Origin of the sequence: Facklamia sp. P12937, assembly GCF_050409505.1 — a bacterium.
Classification (GTDB): Bacteria; Bacillota; Bacilli; order Lactobacillales; family Aerococcaceae; genus Facklamia.
The window spans coordinates 82,998-102,796 of sequence record NZ_JBNUPI010000003.1 but is presented as its reverse complement, the minus strand read 5'-3'; the positions used below and the strand labels follow the sequence as shown (position 1 = coordinate 102,796).

General features: G+C 34.9%; 20 protein-coding genes and 1 pseudogene. 13 read left to right on the top strand and 8 right to left on the bottom strand.

What is annotated here, in order from left to right:
* Positions 1–35 precede the first annotated feature (35 nt).
* Together pflB and pflA are read left to right on the top strand one after the other, a co-directional pair.
* Complete coding sequence (gene pflB / locus ACQV2R_RS02005) at positions 36–2,291, top strand: formate C-acetyltransferase (RefSeq protein ID WP_428873407.1); 2,256 nt, start codon at positions 36–38, stop codon at positions 2,289–2,291.
* An 87-nt stretch (positions 2,292–2,378) separates the two neighbouring features.
* Entirely contained in the window at positions 2,379–3,149 is a 771-nt protein-coding gene (gene pflA, locus ACQV2R_RS02000; protein WP_428891755.1) for a pyruvate formate-lyase-activating protein, read from the top strand.
* Positions 3,150–3,231: 82 nt separating this feature from the next.
* Here pflA and ACQV2R_RS01995 read toward each other — a convergent pair whose 3' ends face one another.
* Both ACQV2R_RS01995 and ACQV2R_RS01990 read right to left on the bottom strand, forming a co-directional pair.
* A complete protein-coding gene (locus ACQV2R_RS01995) occupies positions 3,232–3,567 on the bottom strand; it encodes a DUF819 family protein (protein WP_428875222.1) in 336 nt (111 codons plus the stop codon).
* 164 nt (positions 3,568–3,731) lie between these two features.
* Positions 3,732–4,007 carry a hypothetical protein gene (locus ACQV2R_RS01990; RefSeq protein WP_428891754.1) on the bottom strand — a complete coding sequence of 92 codons (276 nt, stop codon included), beginning with the start codon at positions 4,005–4,007 and terminating at the stop codon, positions 3,732–3,734.
* Positions 4,008–4,633: 626 nt separating this feature from the next.
* Here ACQV2R_RS01990 and ACQV2R_RS01985 point away from each other — a divergent pair.
* Positions 4,634–5,563 (top strand): manganese-dependent inorganic pyrophosphatase, encoded by a 930-nt coding sequence (locus tag ACQV2R_RS01985; protein WP_428873403.1) that lies wholly within the window; start codon positions 4,634–4,636, stop codon positions 5,561–5,563.
* 49 nt (positions 5,564–5,612) lie between these two features.
* Here ACQV2R_RS01985 and ACQV2R_RS01980 read toward each other — a convergent pair whose 3' ends face one another.
* Positions 5,613–7,325, bottom strand: coding sequence for an Rqc2 family fibronectin-binding protein (locus ACQV2R_RS01980; RefSeq protein WP_428891753.1), 1,713 nt, complete (start codon positions 7,323–7,325; stop codon positions 5,613–5,615).
* Positions 7,326–7,424: 99 nt separating this feature from the next.
* Positions 7,425–8,594 (bottom strand): helix-turn-helix domain-containing protein, encoded by a 1,170-nt coding sequence (locus tag ACQV2R_RS01975; protein WP_428873400.1) that lies wholly within the window; start codon positions 8,592–8,594, stop codon positions 7,425–7,427.
* 200 nt (positions 8,595–8,794) lie between these two features.
* On the opposite strand from ACQV2R_RS01975, the gene ACQV2R_RS01970 reads away from it, so the two are divergent.
* The 4 genes from ACQV2R_RS01970 (at position 8,795) to ACQV2R_RS01955 (ending at position 12,748) form a co-directional block, all read left to right on the top strand.
* Entirely contained in the window at positions 8,795–9,940 is a 1,146-nt protein-coding gene (locus ACQV2R_RS01970) for a CapA family protein (RefSeq protein WP_428891752.1), read from the top strand.
* Positions 9,941–10,020: 80 nt separating this feature from the next.
* Positions 10,021–11,685: an LPXTG cell wall anchor domain-containing protein gene (locus tag ACQV2R_RS01965; RefSeq protein ID WP_428891751.1), complete on the top strand. Its 1,665-nt coding sequence runs from the start codon at positions 10,021–10,023 to the stop codon at positions 11,683–11,685.
* 55 nt (positions 11,686–11,740) lie between these two features.
* Positions 11,741–12,097, top strand: a complete 357-nt coding sequence (locus ACQV2R_RS01960) for a thiol reductase thioredoxin (RefSeq protein WP_428873397.1) — start codon at positions 11,741–11,743, stop codon at positions 12,095–12,097.
* A 24-nt stretch (positions 12,098–12,121) separates the two neighbouring features.
* Positions 12,122–12,748, top strand: coding sequence for a hypothetical protein (locus ACQV2R_RS01955; protein WP_428881777.1), 627 nt, complete (start codon positions 12,122–12,124; stop codon positions 12,746–12,748).
* A gap of 143 nt (positions 12,749–12,891) precedes the next feature.
* On the opposite strand, the gene ACQV2R_RS01950 is transcribed toward ACQV2R_RS01955, so the two are convergent.
* Complete coding sequence (locus ACQV2R_RS01950; RefSeq protein WP_428891750.1) at positions 12,892–13,032, bottom strand: hypothetical protein; 141 nt, start codon at positions 13,030–13,032, stop codon at positions 12,892–12,894.
* A 364-nt stretch (positions 13,033–13,396) separates the two neighbouring features.
* Here ACQV2R_RS01950 and ACQV2R_RS01945 point away from each other — a divergent pair, with 364 nt between their 5' ends.
* The gene (locus ACQV2R_RS01945) at positions 13,397–13,846 is read left to right on the top strand and encodes a hypothetical protein (RefSeq protein WP_428873394.1); all 450 of its coding nucleotides are present in this window, start codon (positions 13,397–13,399) and stop codon (positions 13,844–13,846) included.
* Positions 13,847–13,889: 43 nt separating this feature from the next.
* Here ACQV2R_RS01945 and ACQV2R_RS01940 read toward each other — a convergent pair whose 3' ends face one another.
* Positions 13,890–15,245 carry a putative glycoside hydrolase gene (locus ACQV2R_RS01940; RefSeq protein WP_428873393.1) on the bottom strand — a complete coding sequence of 452 codons (1,356 nt, stop codon included), beginning with the start codon at positions 15,243–15,245 and terminating at the stop codon, positions 13,890–13,892.
* Between the two features lie 19 nt (positions 15,246–15,264).
* Entirely contained in the window at positions 15,265–15,897 is a 633-nt protein-coding gene (locus ACQV2R_RS01935) for a YkyA family protein (RefSeq protein WP_428873392.1), read from the bottom strand.
* 128 nt (positions 15,898–16,025) lie between these two features.
* Between ACQV2R_RS01935 and lspA the strand changes: the two genes are divergently transcribed.
* The 5 genes and pseudogenes from lspA to ACQV2R_RS01910 all read left to right on the top strand — a co-directional run bounded on the left by lspA (position 16,026) and on the right by ACQV2R_RS01910 (position 19,046).
* On the top strand, positions 16,026–16,484 hold the full coding sequence (lspA, locus tag ACQV2R_RS01930) for a signal peptidase II (RefSeq protein WP_428875190.1): 459 nt from the start codon (positions 16,026–16,028) through the stop codon (positions 16,482–16,484).
* Positions 16,481–17,419 carry an RluA family pseudouridine synthase gene (locus ACQV2R_RS01925; RefSeq protein WP_428875189.1) on the top strand — a complete coding sequence of 313 codons (939 nt, stop codon included), beginning with the start codon at positions 16,481–16,483 and terminating at the stop codon, positions 17,417–17,419. Before lspA ends, ACQV2R_RS01925 begins: the two co-directional genes overlap by 4 nt.
* A 22-nt stretch (positions 17,420–17,441) precedes the next feature.
* Complete coding sequence (locus ACQV2R_RS01920; protein WP_428873387.1) at positions 17,442–18,170, top strand: DUF2786 domain-containing protein; 729 nt, start codon at positions 17,442–17,444, stop codon at positions 18,168–18,170.
* A 313-nt stretch (positions 18,171–18,483) separates the two neighbouring features.
* Positions 18,484–18,696, top strand: a pseudogene (locus tag ACQV2R_RS01915) (hypothetical protein); the annotation flags it as partial.
* On the top strand, positions 18,696–19,046 hold the full coding sequence (locus tag ACQV2R_RS01910) for a pyruvate kinase (RefSeq protein ID WP_428891749.1): 351 nt from the start codon (positions 18,696–18,698) through the stop codon (positions 19,044–19,046). The pseudogene ACQV2R_RS01915 and the gene ACQV2R_RS01910, both read left to right, overlap by 1 nt.
* Here ACQV2R_RS01910 and nth read toward each other — a convergent pair.
* The gene (nth, locus tag ACQV2R_RS01905; RefSeq protein WP_428875221.1) at positions 19,024–19,656 is read right to left on the bottom strand and encodes an endonuclease III; all 633 of its coding nucleotides are present in this window, start codon (positions 19,654–19,656) and stop codon (positions 19,024–19,026) included. The genes ACQV2R_RS01910 and nth overlap by 23 nt on opposite strands.
* Between the last annotated feature and the right edge of the window lie 143 nt (positions 19,657–19,799).

Sequence of the window (19,799 nt, the reverse complement as noted above, 5' to 3'; positions counted from 1 at the left end):
AAATTGTCGGATCATTTTAAAAAAGGAGAATTAAAATGGAAATTGCAAATAAAACCGAATTAAATAAAGCATGGGATGGCTTTCAAGGAAGCAAATGGCAAAAAGAAATCGATGTTCGTGATTTTATTCAAGAAAACTATGCCTTATATGAAGGGGATGAAAGTTTCCTAGCAGATGCTACACAAAATACAAAAGATCTTTGGGACCAAGTGATGGATCTTAATAAAAAAGAACGGGAAGCAGGTGGCGTTCTTGATATGGATACTAAAGTAGTTTCTTCTATCACTTCTCATCAAGCAGGTTATTTAGATAAAGACAAAGAAGCAGTCGTTGGTTTCCAAACAGATGCTCCTTTTAAACGTAGCTTACAACCTTACGGTGGAATTCGTATGTCTAAGAATTCCTTAGAAGCTTATGGCTATGAGTTAGATCCAGAAACAGAACATATCTTTACACAATACCGTAAAACTCATAATCAAGGTGTTTTTGATGTCTATACCCCAGAAATGCGCGCTGCTCGCCGCTCTGGTGTTATTACCGGTCTTCCTGATGCATATGGCCGTGGTCGTATTATTGGTGACTACCGTCGTGTAGCCTTATACGGGGTAGAGCGTTTGATGGAAGAAAAGCAAAAAGATTTTGCTAACATCGGAAATGGTACAATGGATAACGATGTGATTCAATTACGTGAAGAAGTTACTGAACAATACCGTGCTTTACAAGAATTAAAAGAATTAGGCGAAATTTATGGCTTTGATATTTCACGTCCAGCTGAGAATGCAAAAGAAGCTTTCCAATGGTTATACTTAGGCTATTTAGCTGCTGTTAAGCAACAAAATGGAGCGGCTATGTCATTAGGACGTACTTCTACTTTCTTAGATATTTATATCGAACGTGACCTAGCTAAGGGCACATTGACTGAAGTCGAAGCACAAGAGTTAGTTGATCATTTCGTGATGAAATTACGTTTGGTTAAATTTGCACGTACACCAGAATACAATGAATTATTCTCTGGTGACCCAACTTGGGTAACAGAATCAATCGCTGGTATAGGTTTAGATGGACGCCCACTTGTTACTAAGAACTCTTTCCGTTTCTTACATACCTTAACAAACTTAGGTCCGGCTCCGGAACCAAACCTAACAATTCTTTGGTCACCATCATTACCTCAAGCCTTTAAAGAATATGCAGCTAAAATGTCGATTATATCTTCTGCTATTCAGTATGAAAACGATGAGATCATGCGTCCAGAATATGGTGATGATTATGCGATCGCGTGTTGTGTGTCTGCTATGCGTGTAGGTAAACAAATGCAATTCTTTGGAGCGCGTGCTAACCTTGCTAAGACATTACTTTATGCCATTAATGGTGGGGTAGATGAAAAATCTAAAGCGCAAGTTGGCCCTCAATATGCGCCAATTACATCTGAATATTTAGATTACGATGAAGTTTTGGCTAAATATGATGATATGATGGAATGGATTGTTGAGTTATATGTAAATACTTTAAATATCATCCACTATATGCATGATAAGTATTCTTACGAATCATTAGAAATGGCTTTACACGATACAAAAGTTCTTCGTACAATGGCAACTGGTATTGCAGGCTTCTCAGTTGCAGTAGATTCTCTATCTGCAATTAAGTATGCTAAAGTTAAAACAATTCGTGATGAAAATGGTTTAGTGATTGACTACGAAATTGATGGAGATTTTCCTAAATATGGAAATAATGATGATCGTGCGGATCAAATTGCTGTAGAATTATTGAAGAACTTTATGACAAAAGTTCGTAAACATAAAACTTACCGTGATTCATTACAAACAACTTCAATTTTAACTATTACTTCAAACGTTGTTTATGGAAAGAAAACTGGTAATACACCGGACGGACGTCGTGCAGGAGAACCATTTGCACCAGGGGCTAACCCAATGCATGGTCGCGATACCCATGGTGCTTTAGCTTCTTTACTTTCTGTGGCTAAAGTACCTTATGAGTACGCTTTAGATGGTATTTCCAATACCTTCTCAATTATTCCTAAAGCGCTTGGTAAAGAAGAAGCCACTCAAAAAGCTAACCTAGCTAATATGTTAGATGGTTACTCGACAAGTGGTGGACATCACTTAAATGTCAACGTCTTTAACCGTGACACCTTATTAGATGCGATGGAACATCCTGAAGAGTATCCACAATTAACAATCCGTGTATCAGGTTATGCTGTAAACTTTATCAAGCTAACACGCGAACAACAATTAGACGTTATTAACCGTACAATGCACGCTTCAATGTAAACTTTAAACAATTAATTAAAAACTTCAGAAAAAGGGACTGAATTTTATTTCAGTTCCTTTTTCTAAAAGTTAGATGGAGGAATTGAAATGTCAGAAGTAGCACAAGTAATTAAAGGCTATGTTCACTCCACAGAAAGTTTTGGTTCAGTTGATGGACCGGGTATTCGCTTTATATCTTTTATGCAAGGTTGTCGAATGCGATGTGAATTTTGCCATAACCCAGATACTTGGAAGATGACGGGTGGCAAGGAATACAGCCCACAAGACTTATTTAATGAAGCCATTCAGTATCGTGCTTTCTGGGGAAATGAAGGGGGAGTCACTGTATCAGGTGGGGAACCCTTATTACAGATGGATTTTTTAATCGAATATTTCAAAATATGTAAGGCCAATGGAGTACATACAACCATAGATACTTGTGGCCAGCCTTTCACTTATGAAGAGCCTTTTTTTAGTAAATTTCAAGAACTGATGATGTATACGGATCTGCTTTTGTTTGATATAAAACATATCGATCGTCAAGGCCATATTAAACTAACCGGCCATCCAAATGATAATATTCTTGAAATGTCACGCTATTTATCAGATATTAATAAAGCCGTCTGGATCCGTCATGTATTGGTTCCAACAAGAACGGATTTTGATGAATATTTATACCGTTTATCCGATTATGTAGCCAGTTTAAATAACGTCTTAAAGTTTGAAGTTTTACCTTACCATATGATGGGTGTTTATAAATACACTGCATTAGGCTATCGATACAAATTAGAAGGTGTAGAACCTCCAACTAAAGAAAGAGTCGAAAATGCCAACCGTATACTGCGCTGTGCAGAATATACCGGCTACCTAAAATCATAATAAAAAAATCTGTAACCATTCAAATTTAATGGGTGGCTACAGAATTTTTTTAGCAATTTTTTCTAATTAGTAATAAGATCAATTAACCGCCAACTAAGAATTTTGTAAAATAAGCGACAGCAATACCTACATAGTTACCTACAGCTCCTGCTAAAACTCCTAAAATTAAACCACTATCAATAAGAGACTTCCAATTAGCTGCTGCTGCTGTTAGAGAAGCTGTTGGACCACCGACGATACAACCAACAATTGAAAGAATCATGTATCCATATTCTATCTTAAATAGACGACAGATCAACAAGTGTAAAGTCAAACCTCCAACTAACATTCGAAAAACATAAAGTGTCATGGTTAAGGTAGAACCTACAAATTGCTGCCAGTCAACTGCAAAACTAATAGTTGAAAAAACATTAAGGATAAGAAGAGTCCTAAATCTAAATTAGCACATAGTTTATTATTGAGCTAGACCGATAAAACGGTCGTTAACAAGATTAAACGAACAGCCTTCCAAATAGTCTCCGGCATGTAAGCTTTTGAAAATGCTGTAGTCAAAATATTTATACCAAAACCAATGGTTAATAGCTAAGTAATTTCTCTAATGGACCACTCTTTATCTGACATCAATGCTTTCGTGTCACTAGTTGAAGGTTCTTCTTCACTTAAATGATAAGGCCAAAACTTTTCCCAAGCTTTTGAAGCTTTAAGCATAGCTGGCGCGGCGAGCATAAAGTTTGTTAAAGGGGTAGCAATAACGTAATCTGACGCGTTAGCAGCCGCAATGGTTTGATGACTAGCATCTAAAACTGTTGCAATAGTCGTTAAGTTAGGAGTACCACCAGTGTAGGTCGCAACAAACATCCCAGCGATCTTTTATCCTTCATCCATATAAGGGGAAAAATGAAGGCTAAGATAGTTGCAATCACCATAAGTGATAAAATACCTGAACTTAAAGCAATCACCGGATTTTTACTTTTTCAACTCAACTAAATCCATACTTAGCATGCAAATAATAATACTGACGGGAACTAGAAGTGAACTTATAGCACTATACACTTTATGACTGATAGGCACGACTCCTGTATTAGAAAAAATAATTCCAATTACAACAACAGTCAGGACCGGTCCTAACGATTTAAAAACTTTGTATCTTTGCAAGAATAACGCAACTGCGATCATGGATAAAACAATGAAAATAAGACCATTAGTTCTAGTTAAAACGCATCCACACAATCATGCCTTTATTATTTCTTTTATAATTCTACCATAAGTAGAAAAACATAATATTAAATTGTATTATCAATATAGCTAATCTATATTAAAGCAAAAGCCTATAATATAACTAAATAATCCTGTAAAAATTTTTGAAAATATTTATTATTTTTATCTTTTTAAAAACTTACTTTAATTATCCTATGTCAATAAGGATTCAAAAATTTATTAAAAAGTGATAAACTTAGACTGTAATTTAATTTAGGAGGATAAATATGACAAAATACTTAGTTTTTGGGCATAAAAAGCCAGATACAGATACTATTGCTTCAGCCATCGCTTTTGCCTATTTCTTAAAGCAAGAAGGGCACCAAGCAGAAGCAGTCGCACTGGGCGAAATATCAAGTGAGCCAGCTTTTGCTTTAGAAAAATTTGGTATCCAACCACCAAGAATTATTAATACAGCTGCTAATGAAGTGAGCCAAGTTGCTCTAGTGGACCACAATGAGCCACAACAATCAATAGACGATATTGATCAAGTTCAAATTGATTATGTCATTGACCACCACCGCATTTCAGGCTTTAATACAGCTCAGCCTCTTTATTACCGTGCGGAGCCCTTAGGGTCAACAGCCAGTATTCTTTATAAGATGTTTCAAGAATATGGCTATGAAATTCCAGCAGATATTGCCGGCATGATGTTATCTGCTATTATTTCAGATACCTTGTTATTCAAATCTCCAACAACAACCGAAAAAGACAAGGAAATCGCTGAAAAATTGGCTGAAATAGCCCAAGTTGATATTCAATCATATGGTTTAGAATTTTTAAAGGCTGGAGCTGATCTTAGTAAGCAATCGGATGAGGAAATTGTTGATGGGGATGCTAAAAACTTTGTCATGAACGATCAAAATATTCGTATTGGTCAGACAAACATTATCGGCTTTGACGAGATTTTAAGTCGTAAAGAAAATCTTTTAAAAGTAATGGAAGATAAGCGAAAAGAAATGAATCTTAAACTCTATGTGCTAGTGATTACGGATGTCTTAGAATCCGATTCTATTGGTTTGGTGGTAGGGGCGGATATTAGTGTTGTAGAGGCAGCTTTCAATACTAAAGTTGAAGATCATCAATTTGATTTACCAGGAGTAGTTTCACGTAAGAAACAAGTGGTTCCTCCATTAACAGCAGCATTTAACAAATAAAATGAATTCCAGCCCTCAACTTTATATTAAAGTTGGGGGCTGGAATTCATTATTCTTTTAATGAAAGACGTTTAATAACAGATGCCTGAGGTGTCACATAAAGTGTTTTTTGGCCTTCATAAATAACGAAGCCAGGTTTAGAACCGTTAGGTTTCTTTAAATGTTTAACTTGGACGTAATCAACAGGCACATTAGCAGATTGTGAAAATTTAGAATAATAGGCCGCTAATTGAGCAGCTTCTACAAAGGTTTCTTCACTAGGTTTATCACTTTCGATAATAACGTGGGCACCAGGGATATCCTTTGCATGAAGCCACCAATGGTTTTTAGATGCTTTTTTGAGGGATAAGTCGTCATTTTGTTGATTGTTTCTACCGACATAAATCATGACACCATCACTAGATTTAAAGCGACGGGGTTTAGATTGGTTTTTTGCTCGCTTTTTACTTGAAGAAGGCTTCTGTCCCACATAGCCTTCATTAATTAATTCTTGCTTAATCGATTCAACATCTTCAAGATCAGCTTGCTTAAGTTGGACTAAAATACCTTCTAAATAATCAATCTCAGCGCGGGTTAAGCTTTCTTCACGATTAATATATTTGAGAGCATCCCGATATTTTTGATACTTTTTAAAGTAAACTTGAGCATTTTCAACAGCATTTAATCGAGGATTTAATTGGATATCCATTGGCTCGTCATTATTATAAAAATTAGCCAAGGTCACCTGGTATTCCTTATCATTAATTTGATAGGCAAAGGCATTTAAAAGTTCACCTTTAATGCGATAGTCATCAGCACTTGCTGCAACATGTCGGTCAATTGAAAGTTTTTTCAATTTTTTTTGATTTTTATCAATCACTTGCTTTAATTTATGAATAATATTACCCGATAATTGCTTGACCCTATCTAAATGAACCTTTTGGTGAGAATATGCATAAATTAATTCGGAAAGAGAATCGAAGGCCACTTCTGTTCCTGGTAAATTTGCCAATTTAAAAGCATAGAAATAAACATTTTTTTCCGTTTGATAAAGAGTAGGAGAGGGGAATTCAATGGCTGATTTAACTCTTTCTAAACTGGCCAAACTAGATAGATTCCCACCTTCATCAGACATCCAAAAAGCAATCTCTTGTGCAAGAAGTTTTCCCATTCCTTGTACGCATTGGAAGGCTCTCCCTTCTCTTAGAATCGCTTCATTCTGATGACTAAATTCAAACAATTGAGAATCATTCAATTCAAATAAGTTTACTTGTTGTCTGTTGCGGGGAGGTCGCTTGAATTCTGCTCCTGGAGTGAGTGAACGATAAGCGTTTTGACTATCTGGAACATGCTTAATACAATCAATAATGGTTTGTGTATTCTGGTCGACTAGAAGGATATTTGAGTGTCGCCCCATCAATTCAAAGGTTAGCAGGTATTCTTGGTCAACACCTATTTCATCACGACCGGTAAAATAGAAATCAATAATCCGATCGTTCTCATATTGCTTGATATCAATAATGAAGGCAGATTCCAAGTATTTTCTTAATAACATGCAAAACATAGGGGCCTGTTGTGGATTGGCTGATTTCTCTTGAGTTAAGTATAAAGAAAAATAATTCGGGTGAACCGAGGCGGCTAGGCGATGATTGGTTCGGTTAGCACGTATAACTATTTGTAATTCTTGTTCAAAGGGTTGGTAAATTTTATGTACACGTCCTGCTTTTAATTGTGATCGTAACTCTTCTACTAAAGCTCGTGTAAAAAATCCGTCAAATGTCATCGTCTCACTCCTCAAAAATGTCTGTTATTTATTATAAAACAAATAGGCCCTTTAAGCTAGTAAGGGCCTATTGAAGTGATTTCTTTACATAGAAATGAATTATTTCACTATTGATTTGGCATAGTTAGAAGGACTAATACCAAATTCTTTCGAAAAAGCTCTTGAAAAATATTGGATGGAACCATATCCTAATTCATTAGCGATTTCAGAAAGAGTCATTTTAGATTCATGAATTAATAGCTTACTTTGTTTTAAACGTAAGCTGTTAATGTATTGTTTAGGGGTTTGTCCTGTATATTTATTAAATAAGCTTTGGAGGCTGGAGCGAGAAATATTGAAGACTTCTACCAGATCATTTACTTGATGAAGCTGACCGACATTCTCTTGGAGAAAATCAATGATTGATTGGAACAAGTCATTTTCATAATTTTCTCGCATGGAGGTAGACCTTTCAGTTTCTGTTTTATTCTCACCGTTGTGAATTTGCGTAAGTATTAATTGGAGACTTGTGACCATTTCATCATAATAGAAAGGACATTTATCCTCAGAAATAGCCGCTAAATTGACCAAGCGACTTACAAGTTGAATTTGACGATGACCAAGATGAATTGGCCTTTGAGCGATCGATTCGGCTAAGCCTTGACCAGAAAATAAAATGGAAATCAGTGTAGTCATCCCTTCTTCTTTAAAGGCAATTTGATTTTTTTGTCCTGGAAAAATTAACCAGGCGGAATTTTTTGATAAAAGAATCTGCTTATTATAGCTTACTTCTATCGAAGCTTGTCCTTGATCGACGATAATTAACTCATAGTAATTTTGTGGATGGTTGAGTATCCGTTCACCGCTTGAGTAGACTTGGTAATCAAGACCGAAGACATTTTCAATTTTAAGGCGTTTTATTTCTTTTTCTACCTTTATAGCTTCTTTTAAAGTAATAATTTGTGGTTCTTCATTTTGGCTGGGTTCCAAATAAAGTTTACATTCTGCAGTTAGAGAGAGGGTATTAAAGTATACACCCGCATTAAGCTGAACCGCATTTTGTAAGATAAAAAATTGAAAGGATTCTTTTTTATCTGGAGTATCCGTCATCACTAATAGAGCTAATCCTTTATGTTCAGTTAGGATAACTGGCTTATTAAAACGTAGTAGAGCTTGTGATCGATCCCTTTTAATGGTTACTAAACGATTAAAGGGTTTAATTTGTTGGTGGTTAGTCTTGACGGAGGTAAAATATTTCGAAGTGGCGTTCTTGGTCGATTGCTTATACATGGTAAACTCCTTTCTGCTTCTTATGTCTATTATATCTTAATTAGGATAAAAGCACTATTAATCTTTAGAAGTTAAAATTGTTCTAAAAATTATCTAAATTAACTTATATTTAAATAAGTTCTTTTAATTCAATGAAGCTAGAGTAAGAAGGTTTTGTTTGTTATAATATATTTAAAATTTCAGATAAAGTAGGTAATGTGATGAAAAGAATAAATCGAATTTTGAAGTATGTGTTCGCTATTAACTTCTTTGGGATGATTCTCTTTATTTCTAAGCCATTTTTTACGAGAGTTTATGCAGAAGAAGAGGTTAGGGCTGAAGAAACTCAAGCAGTCAAAGAAGATACTAAAGTAAAATATGTAACCATTCGATCAATTGGCGATATTTTATTACATGATAGTGTTTATTGGAGTGCCCAAACTGGTTCAACGAGTTATCAATTTGATCCAATGTTTAAAGAAGTGGCAAAATATGTCGCTAATGCTGATATCACGACAGCCAATATGGAGACCTTGGTGGCCGGAAATCAAATGGGAGTATCTTCTTATCCTTTCTTCAATGTTCCAGATCAAATTGTCGATAGTCTATTAGCGATGGATGTAAATATTGTTTCAACCGCCACTAACCATACCATGGATTTCGGAGCTAAGGGGGCGCATCTTTCATTAGAAATTCTTAAAAATAAGAAAATGGAATATGTCGGATCCTATTCATCTTGGGACGATTACAACCGTCTACGGATCATTGAAAAAAATGGCATTCGAGTAGGATTTTTAAATTATACTTATGGTACGAATGGTAACCCAATTCCTCAAGATGAAAGATACTTAGTGACTCTGATTGATGAAGAACTTATCCCATTAGAAATTCAACATTTAAAAAGACAATGTGATGTAGCTATCGTTATTTATCAATTTGGCGAAGATGCTTTTTTACCAGTTGATTCTCAAATTAGATTAACTCAATTGGCTATTGATGCAGGAGCAAACTTTGTTCTAGGAGGACATTCTCACATTATGCAACCCATGAAACGTTTTAACGATCATCAAGGTGCTTGGTATTCTCATGGTAATTTTTTGTCCGGCCAAGTAAGAGCATATGAAAAAGTCGGTGGAATTGGAGAGTATACCTTTAAGATGGATGTTGATGGAAAAGTTACTTTAGATTCTATGCGATTGATGCCAACTTATAATGTTGGCTATCCAGAATGGTCTTTTTATCAAGTAATTCCATTAGCAAAGGCTCAAGACTTTGGTCTGTGGAACGGTGATCGTTTATATGAAGAAGTAGAGCAACGATTCACTGACTATGAAAAAGACCTTGATTTTGTACCTTATTTAGATTAACTCTATAAAGGATAGCATCTTTTTACTCTCTATTCTGTATTTACAACTAGTTACTTACAAAATAGAGGATTGGGTGAATTATGAAAAGGATAATAGTTGTTTTAATGCTCTTTACTCAAAGTTTTAGTTTACCGAATGTTCATGCTCAAAAAGGTGAAATGACTTATCTCAAAAGCCAAACCGATAAAAATATGGTATCTTTAGAAGCTTGTCAAATACTTTTAAGAGAGACACCACTGACTTCTTCAAATAGTCAAGAAATAATCTCAGATAAAGAGTTACAAAATCAATTTGAAGCCAATCAAGTGCGCATGACAGCCATTAATGAACGCTATCAAATTTTGAACCAAGAAATTATTTCTATTCAAGAAGGGCCTAGCAATTCCTTGAACGAGGCAAATCTTGCATTGGAAGAGGTCATTGAAACTCTTTACCAAAATTTATCAATTGAGCAGCAAGATTTTGTTTCCCTATCTGCTCAAGAGCAATTAGCCTTAATCAGTCAAGATGAAACAGTTATAGAATGGCAAGCTTACATTGAAGAGTTGAATCAAATTTTGGATCAATATATTAGTGAACAAGCCGAATTAGAAGCAGAATACCAACAATTACTCTATGATAACGAAACTTTAGGGGATCAAATTCAAAGTAGTAAGGAAACAATGGCCCAACTTAGTCAATGCCAGCTTTATCCTTATTCAACAACTGCTTACCTTATCAATCAAGAAAATATGCAATTAGACGCTTCTGATCTAGCGACTTTAATCGTCTCAATCGATAATTATTTACAAAAGATTGTCCCCAAAGCCTATGCTAAAGTTACTTTTCAACAAATTTATGATCTTTTTAATAAAAAGATGACTGTTGAAGAACTAAATAATAAGCTTACTGACAAGGAAGTGATTGTATTAGATGATTTTACTTTTACCTCTTACCAATATGCAAAAGAATTGAGCTTATTTGATATCGAAGTGATGGCTTACCAAGCCTTGAATAATTATTATATAAATAATAAGGCTGAAGTTTATCACACTGTTTATAGTAATTTATTAAATCTAAAAGAAAGCCAATTACATTACTTTTATCTAATTAATAGTGAATTATTTGAAAATCTTAAGCATTATCTTGCAAATTATCTTAACCAGCATCAATTAATTAGTGATGAAAACATCCAACAAATTAAAACACTTCATGACCGTTATCAAATGAAATTAGTTTTATATAATGAGAATAATCAGACTTGGTCAGCTAATTTAGGGGCTGATTCGGGCTATTTATTAGAATATCAGGCAAAAGACTTACTTCAAACTCAAACGCCTAATAATGAATCAGCAGATATGGCTAAAGAAGATGTAAAGCATGATCAGCCAGTAGATCAGGTCAAAAAGAACCTAAATGATAGAGGGTTACTCAAACTAGAAGATAAGCAAATAGCAAATGAAACGGATAAACAGGATAATTTAGCCTTCTTAAAAGACAAACTAGCCAATAAGACTAAAGGCAAAAAAGCCAGTAATTTAGCTAAACCCTCTGATAAAGATAAAAATATCAAAGACAAGACGCAATCAAATGATAAAAAATCACAACTTTTACCAACTACTGGTGAGCAAAAGTTCTATCTCAATATCGCATGGTCTCTATTGATAATTGGCTTAATCGCCTTATTAATTAACCGCTACTTTAAACAGCTTCAGCATAAAAAGCGAATACAAGATCATCTTTTCAATGAGGAGGATCTATTTTAGTTTCACTATTTAAAAACTTTCGATATAATAAACCTAATCGAAAGGGGCGTTTTATATGGATATAAATGATTTTAATGAAGCAGTTAAGCACTTTAAGCAAATAGATAGTCATGAAGCTTTTGAATTAATAGAAGCAAAAGAAGGGAATCTTATTTTTGTAGGTCGTGAGACTTGCCCATATTGCCGTTTGTTTGTTAGTAAGTTAGCGGAAGCTGCGATTACAAGTGATTTAAATGTTTATTTCTTACATTCACAAACTCAAAATGACCTAGAAGGAACACAAATGTTCCGTGAAAAATATAACGTTGTCACAGTTCCTGGATTAGTTTATGCTGATTCGAATCGTACAGAAACAGTTTGCGATTCTTCTATGAAAGTAGAAGAGATTATTGATTTTGCTAGAGCATACTAGCTTAGTTAACAGAGGAGAGTAACATTGCAAGACAAACAAAAACAAGTAAAAACTCCTAAAAGTCCAATTGTCTGGTTTTTCATTATGATTATTCTATTCTCAGCTACCATGTTGTTACGGCTAAAAAGTGACTCTATTCAAGAAGCAGGTCAAAGTTTTGGAATACAATCTCAAGTTGCTAAGGAATCATCTGATTCCTTAGCACTTTCAACAACAGAAATAACTGAGTCAAGCACTAAGACCAAGCCTGACCAAACTAGTCAAACAACGGTTGAAGAAAGTTCTACTTCATCTCAAGAATCTGATCAAATCAGAATCTCAACAACTATCGAAACGATAGAAAAAATTGAATCCAGTGAAAGTTTTGAACAAGCCTATACTCAATTACCACCAGCTAAAACTTATTCTATTTTTCAATTTAAAAACAATGAAATTCAAGATCGATTTGTAAAACGTGCTTTTGAAGTGATGATTCAACGTCTCATTGATGAAGATAAATTTTTCTCTGCTGTAGATTATCAATTAACTATCGATCCAACATTGGACGATAATATCTATATTTTGCATCTAGAGGAAAAATACGCTGATCAATTAATAGAACGAGGGTATTACCGCTTTGATTATCGTGGAAAGAAAGTTACTAAATATTAAGTCAAAAAGCTCGGTACGGATTTAAGTGTCCTTATCGAGCTTTTTAAATCATAATTCTTTACTTAGCCAAACCCATTCCCCAATTTGATCGAATTTGCGTTCAAATTTAGGAAAATTTCCTCTGATTATGAAACTTTAGGTTTTTAAAAATCGATCTGGTTTTGTTGATGAATCGGTAGACATGTAAGCAAGTTGATGATTTCTTTGGCTTTTAATCGACTTTCTAGTTTTTGATAGAGTAAATTTTTAAGTGTCCATTCATCATGCTCTGCTAATAAATACATAGCAATATTTGCTGAATATTGATATGCTCTGCGAGGCGGCATAGGCGAAGCCAATTATCTCTTGATCCATAAGAATTAGAAGAACGGCATGACTTTCTTGATAGCGAGTGACTTTTTCTTCAAATTTTTGGTTAGAAGGAACAGGACTTTCCAAAGTTAGCTGACTGTTTTGAATAAAGTCTTATAAATTGTTTGAATATCGTCAATATCACAAGGTCAAGCATCCTTGATGCTTATAAGTGGCATAAGACACCTCCTTTTGATATTCTATAATAAATATTTGAGCTTAAAATCAAAAATCATTGAAAGCGTTTACCTTTATAGTTATAATGAAAGTGTCAATTAAGTTAGAAAGGATGATCAGATGAGTCATAAAGTTTATACCAATTATTGGATGAATCGTCGTGATAATGTTGTGAAAGAACATGGATCTTACGCTACAGAGTCAGAAGCTCTCAGAGGGATAAAAGCTTGGTGGGAATTACAAAAAGATAATTACAAAGATGTTGTGGAAAGACGAACCAATTCAGGAGCTTTAGAAATCACTTACGGGGATAATAATTATTATTATCGTATTGTTGAAAGGGAGATGGATGAGGAACTTCCTTCATTGAAAGTAAAATTAAGGAGTCAAGGAGAAATTGAATCCTTAAGGAAGAAATATTTATTAGAAGATGAGCAAGTTTTATTTGATGAATTAGCCGAGCCTTATCGCGACCGTTTAGTCGAGGCTATGGGAGACGGTAAAAAAGTTCAAGATTACATATACGACCTGCAAGGTCGCATGATACGTCCTCTAAAAGTTGATAAATAATAAAATAAAAGAAGCTGAATATCCAGCTTCTTTTTTGTATGGTTTAGTAATAGTATTCATTACCTGAAGACTCAGGAGCGTAATCTACGCCTTCGTTAAAGATACCAGATGGATTCCAAAGAAGAAATTCAGTAATTCCATTTTCTTCCAAAGCAACAATTTGTTGTTGAACTTGAAGAGGTCCATATTCTTGATAGGTACCAGGTGCCAGATTCCAGTCAGTAAAGTCTTGTAACCATGGACGACTATTTGCCGCATTGGTAATATTTTTTAGGATGAGGTTTTCAGAATACATATATTGATCAACTAAGTTATAAGGTTCTAAGTCAGGAGCCGGTATACCAAAAAATCCTAAACCCCAGTGAGAAGGGTAGATCATAGAAGAAATCGTATCGACTCTTTCAGCAATTTGTTCAAAATTTTGACCGATTCCACGTACATCAGGAGCGTCCCCAGCAATTGCAGTATATCCAAAGATATCAGCTGAAACATCTGCGCCATATGGGGCTAATTTATCATTGGCTTCTTCTAAGAAATCATTAATGGCATAAACCCTTTCTTGTCCAAATTTTTCAGGGTCATCGGTTACATAGGTTTGATAGTTACCAATATTATAATCTAGTTGATCTGAGAAAGTTTGGAAACCTTCAGGGAAACGAACATAGTCAAATTGAATATCTTTAAAACCTAATTTAGCAGCTTCGATAGCAATAGTAATGTTGTAGTCCCAAATTTCTGGAAGGAATGGATTAATAAATTTAGCACCATTACCATCCTGCCAAATTTCTCCTGTTTCACTATCTTTAAAGGAATATTCAGGTTTGGCTTCAGCCACTAGTCGATCTTTGAAAGTTACAATGCGAGCGATTGGATAAATTTGACGTTTTTCTAATTCTTTCAAAAGTTCTTTAATATCTACATTGTTATAAGAATTTTGATTAACTAAAGGATTGTCTGTTTCTAATTTTGTTTGAATAACCCCCTCATCATCCTTAAAATCAATAACCACTGCATTTAAGGCGGTGGTTTCAACATAATCTAATAGGTAGTTTAGTCGTTCAGGATCAGAAAAAACAGAAGGAGCAAGATAAATGCCTTTAACACCTTCTTCAGGATAGGTAATATCGATGCCTGAATCATAAAAGAGGACAGAAGGTAGTTTCTCAGGTGCGGTAAGAATAGGATTATTGTGAGGCGATAAGCCCTCATAAGTATTATTTTCTCCTTGATTAATGCGGTTGTTGAATGCCACTACTTCTTCATCTGAATAGGCTAAGACTACTTCTGGAAGTTGGACTTTTTTGGCTTCTTTTTTATCTTCTACTTTTGGTTTACATGCTACTAGCAAAAGCATTAAAAAGGAAAGTAAAGTCAATTGTAAAATGCGTTTTTTATTCATTTAAATCACCGCTTTCTAATTATTTGCCTGTAAGATTAACAAGGTAGACTTTTAAATTAACTAAGAGTGTATTTAAAGGTTCAAAGTATTCGAGAATTTGATCTAAGTTCATATTATTTTCCGTATATAAAAGATTAACATTATCAAAAACAGCGAAGAAACTCTCATGATCAATTTCTTCACTAGTGATAGATTGATAAGACTGATCTTCTATTTCAATGTTTTCAAGATAATTAGAAATATAGATATCTGTTTTATCACATAGATTGGTCGTATATTCAATAACTTTTGTTATTTGATCTTTGGGAAGTTGATCGTTTTCTGGTATGTCTTTAAGCTCTTGGCATAATTCAAGTAATTGCTGACGGCTTTCTTCCATTTCAGCTAATAAATCTTTGCGCTTTGCGATGTTTTTGTTAAGAGGATTATCACTCTGTCCAAAGCCGGATAAATCTTCACTTAAATTAATGGTCGCTTCAAAATCTTGTTGAAGATCCAATTCACGGTTTTGAATTTCACTAATATTTCCAATAATTAGAGTAACATTGTCTTGGATGAGACCAACAGTTCGTTTAGCTCTTTCTAATGAGTTTCCACAAGCAATAATGAGAATAGATAGGCTTAGGAGGATTAATATTTTTTTTGTTTTCATCGTTTCTCCTTGTCATTCATTTATAGTTTATCTAAATTGAACTTTTTAATACATCTAGTATATAATAATAGGTATTGTAAACACAAATATTATAACAAATTAGAATTAATTTGGACAAGGAGGATTAAATGACGACCACTTTTATCATAACGGCTATAATCGTAATACTGGATCAAGCTTTAAAAATATGGACCCAAAATCATTTAACGCTAAATCAAACGCTAGAAATTATTCCTGATTTTTTTCAGTTAAACTATATTCATAATACAGGAGCGGGTTGGGGCTTATTTGCCGGCCAACGTTTTTTCTTAATAGGGGTAACTTTTTTAGTGATTTTCTATTTAGTTTATTTAATTTGGAAAAATCGCTACCATAGCCCTTGGACTAAACTTGCTTATGCACTTTTATTAGGAGGGGCAGTTGGCAACTTAATTGATCGTTTAGTGAGAGGCTATGTAGTAGATATGTTACAGATTCGTCTGTTTGATTTTCCAATTTTTAATTTGGCAGATGTGGCGCTTACTCTAGGCGTTATTTTATTGATTATAATGGTTATATGGACCGAAGAAGGAAGTGATTTAATTTGACAGAAGCATTAAAGCTCTCTAATAATGAAGCAGATCAAGACCGTTTAGATAAAGTTTTGACTAATTATTATCCAAATTTTAGTAGATCGCAATTACAAAAATTAATTAAAGAAAAAAGAGTAAAAGTTAACAATCAATTTTTAAAAGCTAACGCCATTTTAAAAGGGGATGAGATGATTACGATTGATTTTCCTGAAAAAGAAGCCAGCCCTGAAGAATTCGAGTTGATTGCTGAAGTGATGGAGTTAGAGATTATCTTTGAAGATGACAGTTTTTTGCTTGTTAATAAACCAGCTGGGATGGTTGTCCATCCTGCTAAAGGACACACTAACGGAACTCTAGTGAATGGCCTCTATCATTATTTAGGAAAAGCGCTATCCCAAGGCTTTCAATCTTACCGACCAGGAATTGTTCATCGAATTGATAAAGATACCTCTGGTTTATTAGTAGTAGCAAAAAATGATCAAGCCCATCGTCACTTAAGTCAACAATTGGTGGATCACACCATGGGGAGGACTTATGTCGCTTTAGTTAATGGGCAAGTTGAAAGCGACTCCGGACATATTGAAATGCCTGTTAAACGTGACCCATCCAATCGCTTAAGATGGCATGTGGATCCCTCGGGTAAAGAAGCTATTACTGATTTTCAAGTGCTGGAACGTTTTCAATACGCCACATTAATGCAATTAAAGTTACAGACTGGTCGGACTCACCAAATTCGCATCCATATGGAAGCTATAGGTCATCCAATTATAGCCGATCCACTTTATCGCAGAAATCTTCAAAATTTACCGGGGGAATTAGCTAATCAAAAAGACGGGCAACTATTACATGCAAAGGCCATTGATTTATTACATCCTGTTACAGATGAGCCCTTACATTTTGAATGTCCATTGCCCTTAAAGATGCAAAAAATTATAAATAGTCTAAAATAGTTAGAAAAGGAGGGAAGTAGAGATGTCTGAGACTAATCAAAAGATTTTAGCTAAGATCCGAAATTTATTGACTTTAGCTGAAGATGGCGGAAATGATGAAGAGAGCCAAACTGCTTTGCTGATGGCTCAAAAACTGATGTTAAAACATAAAATCTCTCAGCAAGAAGTTTCTGATAAAAAAAGTCCAGAAATCATTTTACGCTCCTTATCAGTCTATAAACGCTTGTATTGGTGGGAAAAAGTTTTAGTTAGGATTATCGCCGATAATTTTCGTTGCATGTTTTATATCCAAAGTAACCGATTACCTCATCAGCATTCGGTTCAACGCAAAATTGTTTTAATGGGTTTTCCAGAAGATGTGGATCTTGCTTTTCAAATGTTTAATTTAGCAGCGGATACAATGAAGTATTATTCTAAAATTCATCTAGCTGAATTAAGTGAAGAAGATTTAAGCAGCAATCCTCTATCTCAGTTGAGAAAATCCTATTATCAAGGATTTATGGACGGACTTAAGGAAAAGTTTGATATCCAACGTCAAGCCATGATGAATGAAAATGAAAAGTATGCCCTGATTATTCAAACGCCAGAAGCTGTCAAAGAAAAATTTAACCGAGAAATAACGGGTTCACTCACATTTAATCAACCTTCCTTTTCGCGATCTAACCATGCCTATCAAGACGGCTTTCAAAAAGGAAAAAATGTCAATCTCACCCAAGCTCAGATAAATCACCAAGCAGAGTCCAATCATTAAAACAATTTTATAATTGGAGATTTACTATGATTGAAGCCAATCGGCGTCTCTTAGCCAAATGATTAATTGTAGAATGGATCTTTTTATATGAGCAAGTCAAATTCCGACGATTTATTCTGCTTTAAAAATTGGAGATTCGGTTTTAATTGATGATGGGGTAATTACTACAAAAGTGAGTAAAGCAAATGATAAGTATGCTGTATTAGGGATAAAAAAGTAAAGAGAAGATCCAAGCGCCAAAAAGCTGAAAAAGGGACTTCACTTTCCTCAAACAATTTTTGAAACAGATATTTTAAATTAAAAAGACAAGCAAGGTATCGCTTTTGCTTGTCAATGTGCCGATGTAATTGCTTGCTCATGCATTAGAACTGCTCAGGATATTAAAGAAATTCAAAAACAACTTCAAATTGAATTAGGTAAGGCTGCGAGTTATATGCCAATTATGGTTAAAATAGAAACCGTCCAAGCCATTACGAAGCTAGCTGAAATTATCTTACAACTGCGAGCTAGCAGCCTTTCGCTTTAATGATCGCGCGTGGCGATTTAGCTGTTGAAAGAGTTTATATTCGCTTAGCCGAACTTCCACAGCCAATCATGTGGATGGCTGAAGCAGCTGATGCCCCCGTCGTTTGGGGCACAGAAGTCTTCGATAAATTAATTAAAACCGGTGTGCCGAGTCGCTCTGAAGTAACAGATGTCACTGAGGGAGCTCGCTCAGATTGTGTCATGATAAACAAAAGCGATTATGCAGTGGCAACGATTAAAATGCTTGATCCTATCTTTAAAAGAATGCAAGGTCGCCTCGACCAAAAAACACCACAACTTAGCGTTCTAAATCGTGCAAATCTAGGGTCTACTCCTCCTCTTGACAAGTAAAGAGTTGAGGATAGTTATGGCACTCTGGATTGCGCGGATGACAAATTCTCCTACCGAATAGGATTAAAGATTGATGGGCTTGAGTCCATTGGTCTTTATCCAAGACCTCCATTACACGATTTTCAACTTGACGAACACTCGCACCAGGATCAACAATCTGATGATGGAGGCAGATACGATGGATATGCGTATCCACTGCAAAGGCAGGAATTCCAAAGCCGACACTCAAGACCACGTTGGTTGTTTTACGACCAACTCCGGCCAGGGCTTCAAGATCTTTACGATTACCAGGAATTTCACCTTGATGGCGTTCCATTAATTGATTGGCACATTTGTGGAGATATTTTGCCTTGTTGCGATACAAGCCGATTGTTTTTAAATAAGGCATTATCTCTTGCGGGCTCGCTTTTGCAAGTTCTTTAGGACTAGGGTAGGCGGCAAATAAGGCAGGCGTCACTTTATTAACCGCTACATCGGTTGTTTGAGCACTCAATAATACAGCTACTAATAATTGATAGCGGTTTGAGAAATTTAATTCTGCTTTAGCATCTGGAAATAGAGCAATGATTTCTTCTAATACATGACGTGCACAGTGGTTAGTTAGCATAATAAAACCCTTTCTAAAAATTAATCAATTATCAGTCTTTAATGACTATCATAAGTAATCTCTGTCAATTTCTCAAATATTTTTTTACAGATAAAAAGATAGTCATCCACAAGATTTTGTGTTAGTATTAAAAAAACGACACTACA

Bases quoted from the DNA above. Each gene is read 5' to 3' on its own strand.
- ACQV2R_RS01910 (WP_428891749.1), top strand. From the start codon at position 18,696: ATGATCGCGCGTGGCGATTTAGCTGTTGAAAGAGTTTATATTCGCTTA.
- ACQV2R_RS01970 (WP_428891752.1), top strand. From the start codon at position 8,795: ATGAAAAGAATAAATCGAATTTTGAAGTATGTGTTCGCTATTAACTTC.
- ACQV2R_RS01965 (WP_428891751.1), top strand. From the start codon at position 10,021: ATGAAAAGGATAATAGTTGTTTTAATGCTCTTTACTCAAAGTTTTAGT.
- ACQV2R_RS01975 (WP_428873400.1), bottom strand. From the start codon at position 8,594: ATGTATAAGCAATCGACCAAGAACGCCACTTCGAAATATTTTACCTCC.
- pflA (WP_428891755.1), top strand. From the start codon at position 2,379: ATGTCAGAAGTAGCACAAGTAATTAAAGGCTATGTTCACTCCACAGAA.
- ACQV2R_RS01945 (WP_428873394.1), top strand. From the start codon at position 13,397: ATGAGTCATAAAGTTTATACCAATTATTGGATGAATCGTCGTGATAAT.
- pflB (WP_428873407.1), top strand. From the start codon at position 36: ATGGAAATTGCAAATAAAACCGAATTAAATAAAGCATGGGATGGCTTT.
- ACQV2R_RS01940 (WP_428873393.1), bottom strand. From the start codon at position 15,245: ATGAATAAAAAACGCATTTTACAATTGACTTTACTTTCCTTTTTAATG.
- ACQV2R_RS01990 (WP_428891754.1), bottom strand. From the start codon at position 4,007: ATGTTTGTTGCGACCTACACTGGTGGTACTCCTAACTTAACGACTATT.
- ACQV2R_RS01980 (WP_428891753.1), bottom strand. From the start codon at position 7,325: ATGACATTTGACGGATTTTTTACACGAGCTTTAGTAGAAGAGTTACGA.
- ACQV2R_RS01985 (WP_428873403.1), top strand. From the start codon at position 4,634: ATGACAAAATACTTAGTTTTTGGGCATAAAAAGCCAGATACAGATACT.
- ACQV2R_RS01960 (WP_428873397.1), top strand. From the start codon at position 11,741: ATGGATATAAATGATTTTAATGAAGCAGTTAAGCACTTTAAGCAAATA.
- ACQV2R_RS01920 (WP_428873387.1), top strand. From the start codon at position 17,442: ATGTCTGAGACTAATCAAAAGATTTTAGCTAAGATCCGAAATTTATTG.
- lspA (WP_428875190.1), top strand. From the start codon at position 16,026: ATGACGACCACTTTTATCATAACGGCTATAATCGTAATACTGGATCAA.
- ACQV2R_RS01950 (WP_428891750.1), bottom strand. From the start codon at position 13,032: ATGTATTTATTAGCAGAGCATGATGAATGGACACTTAAAAATTTACTC.
- ACQV2R_RS01935 (WP_428873392.1), bottom strand. From the start codon at position 15,897: ATGAAAACAAAAAAAATATTAATCCTCCTAAGCCTATCTATTCTCATT.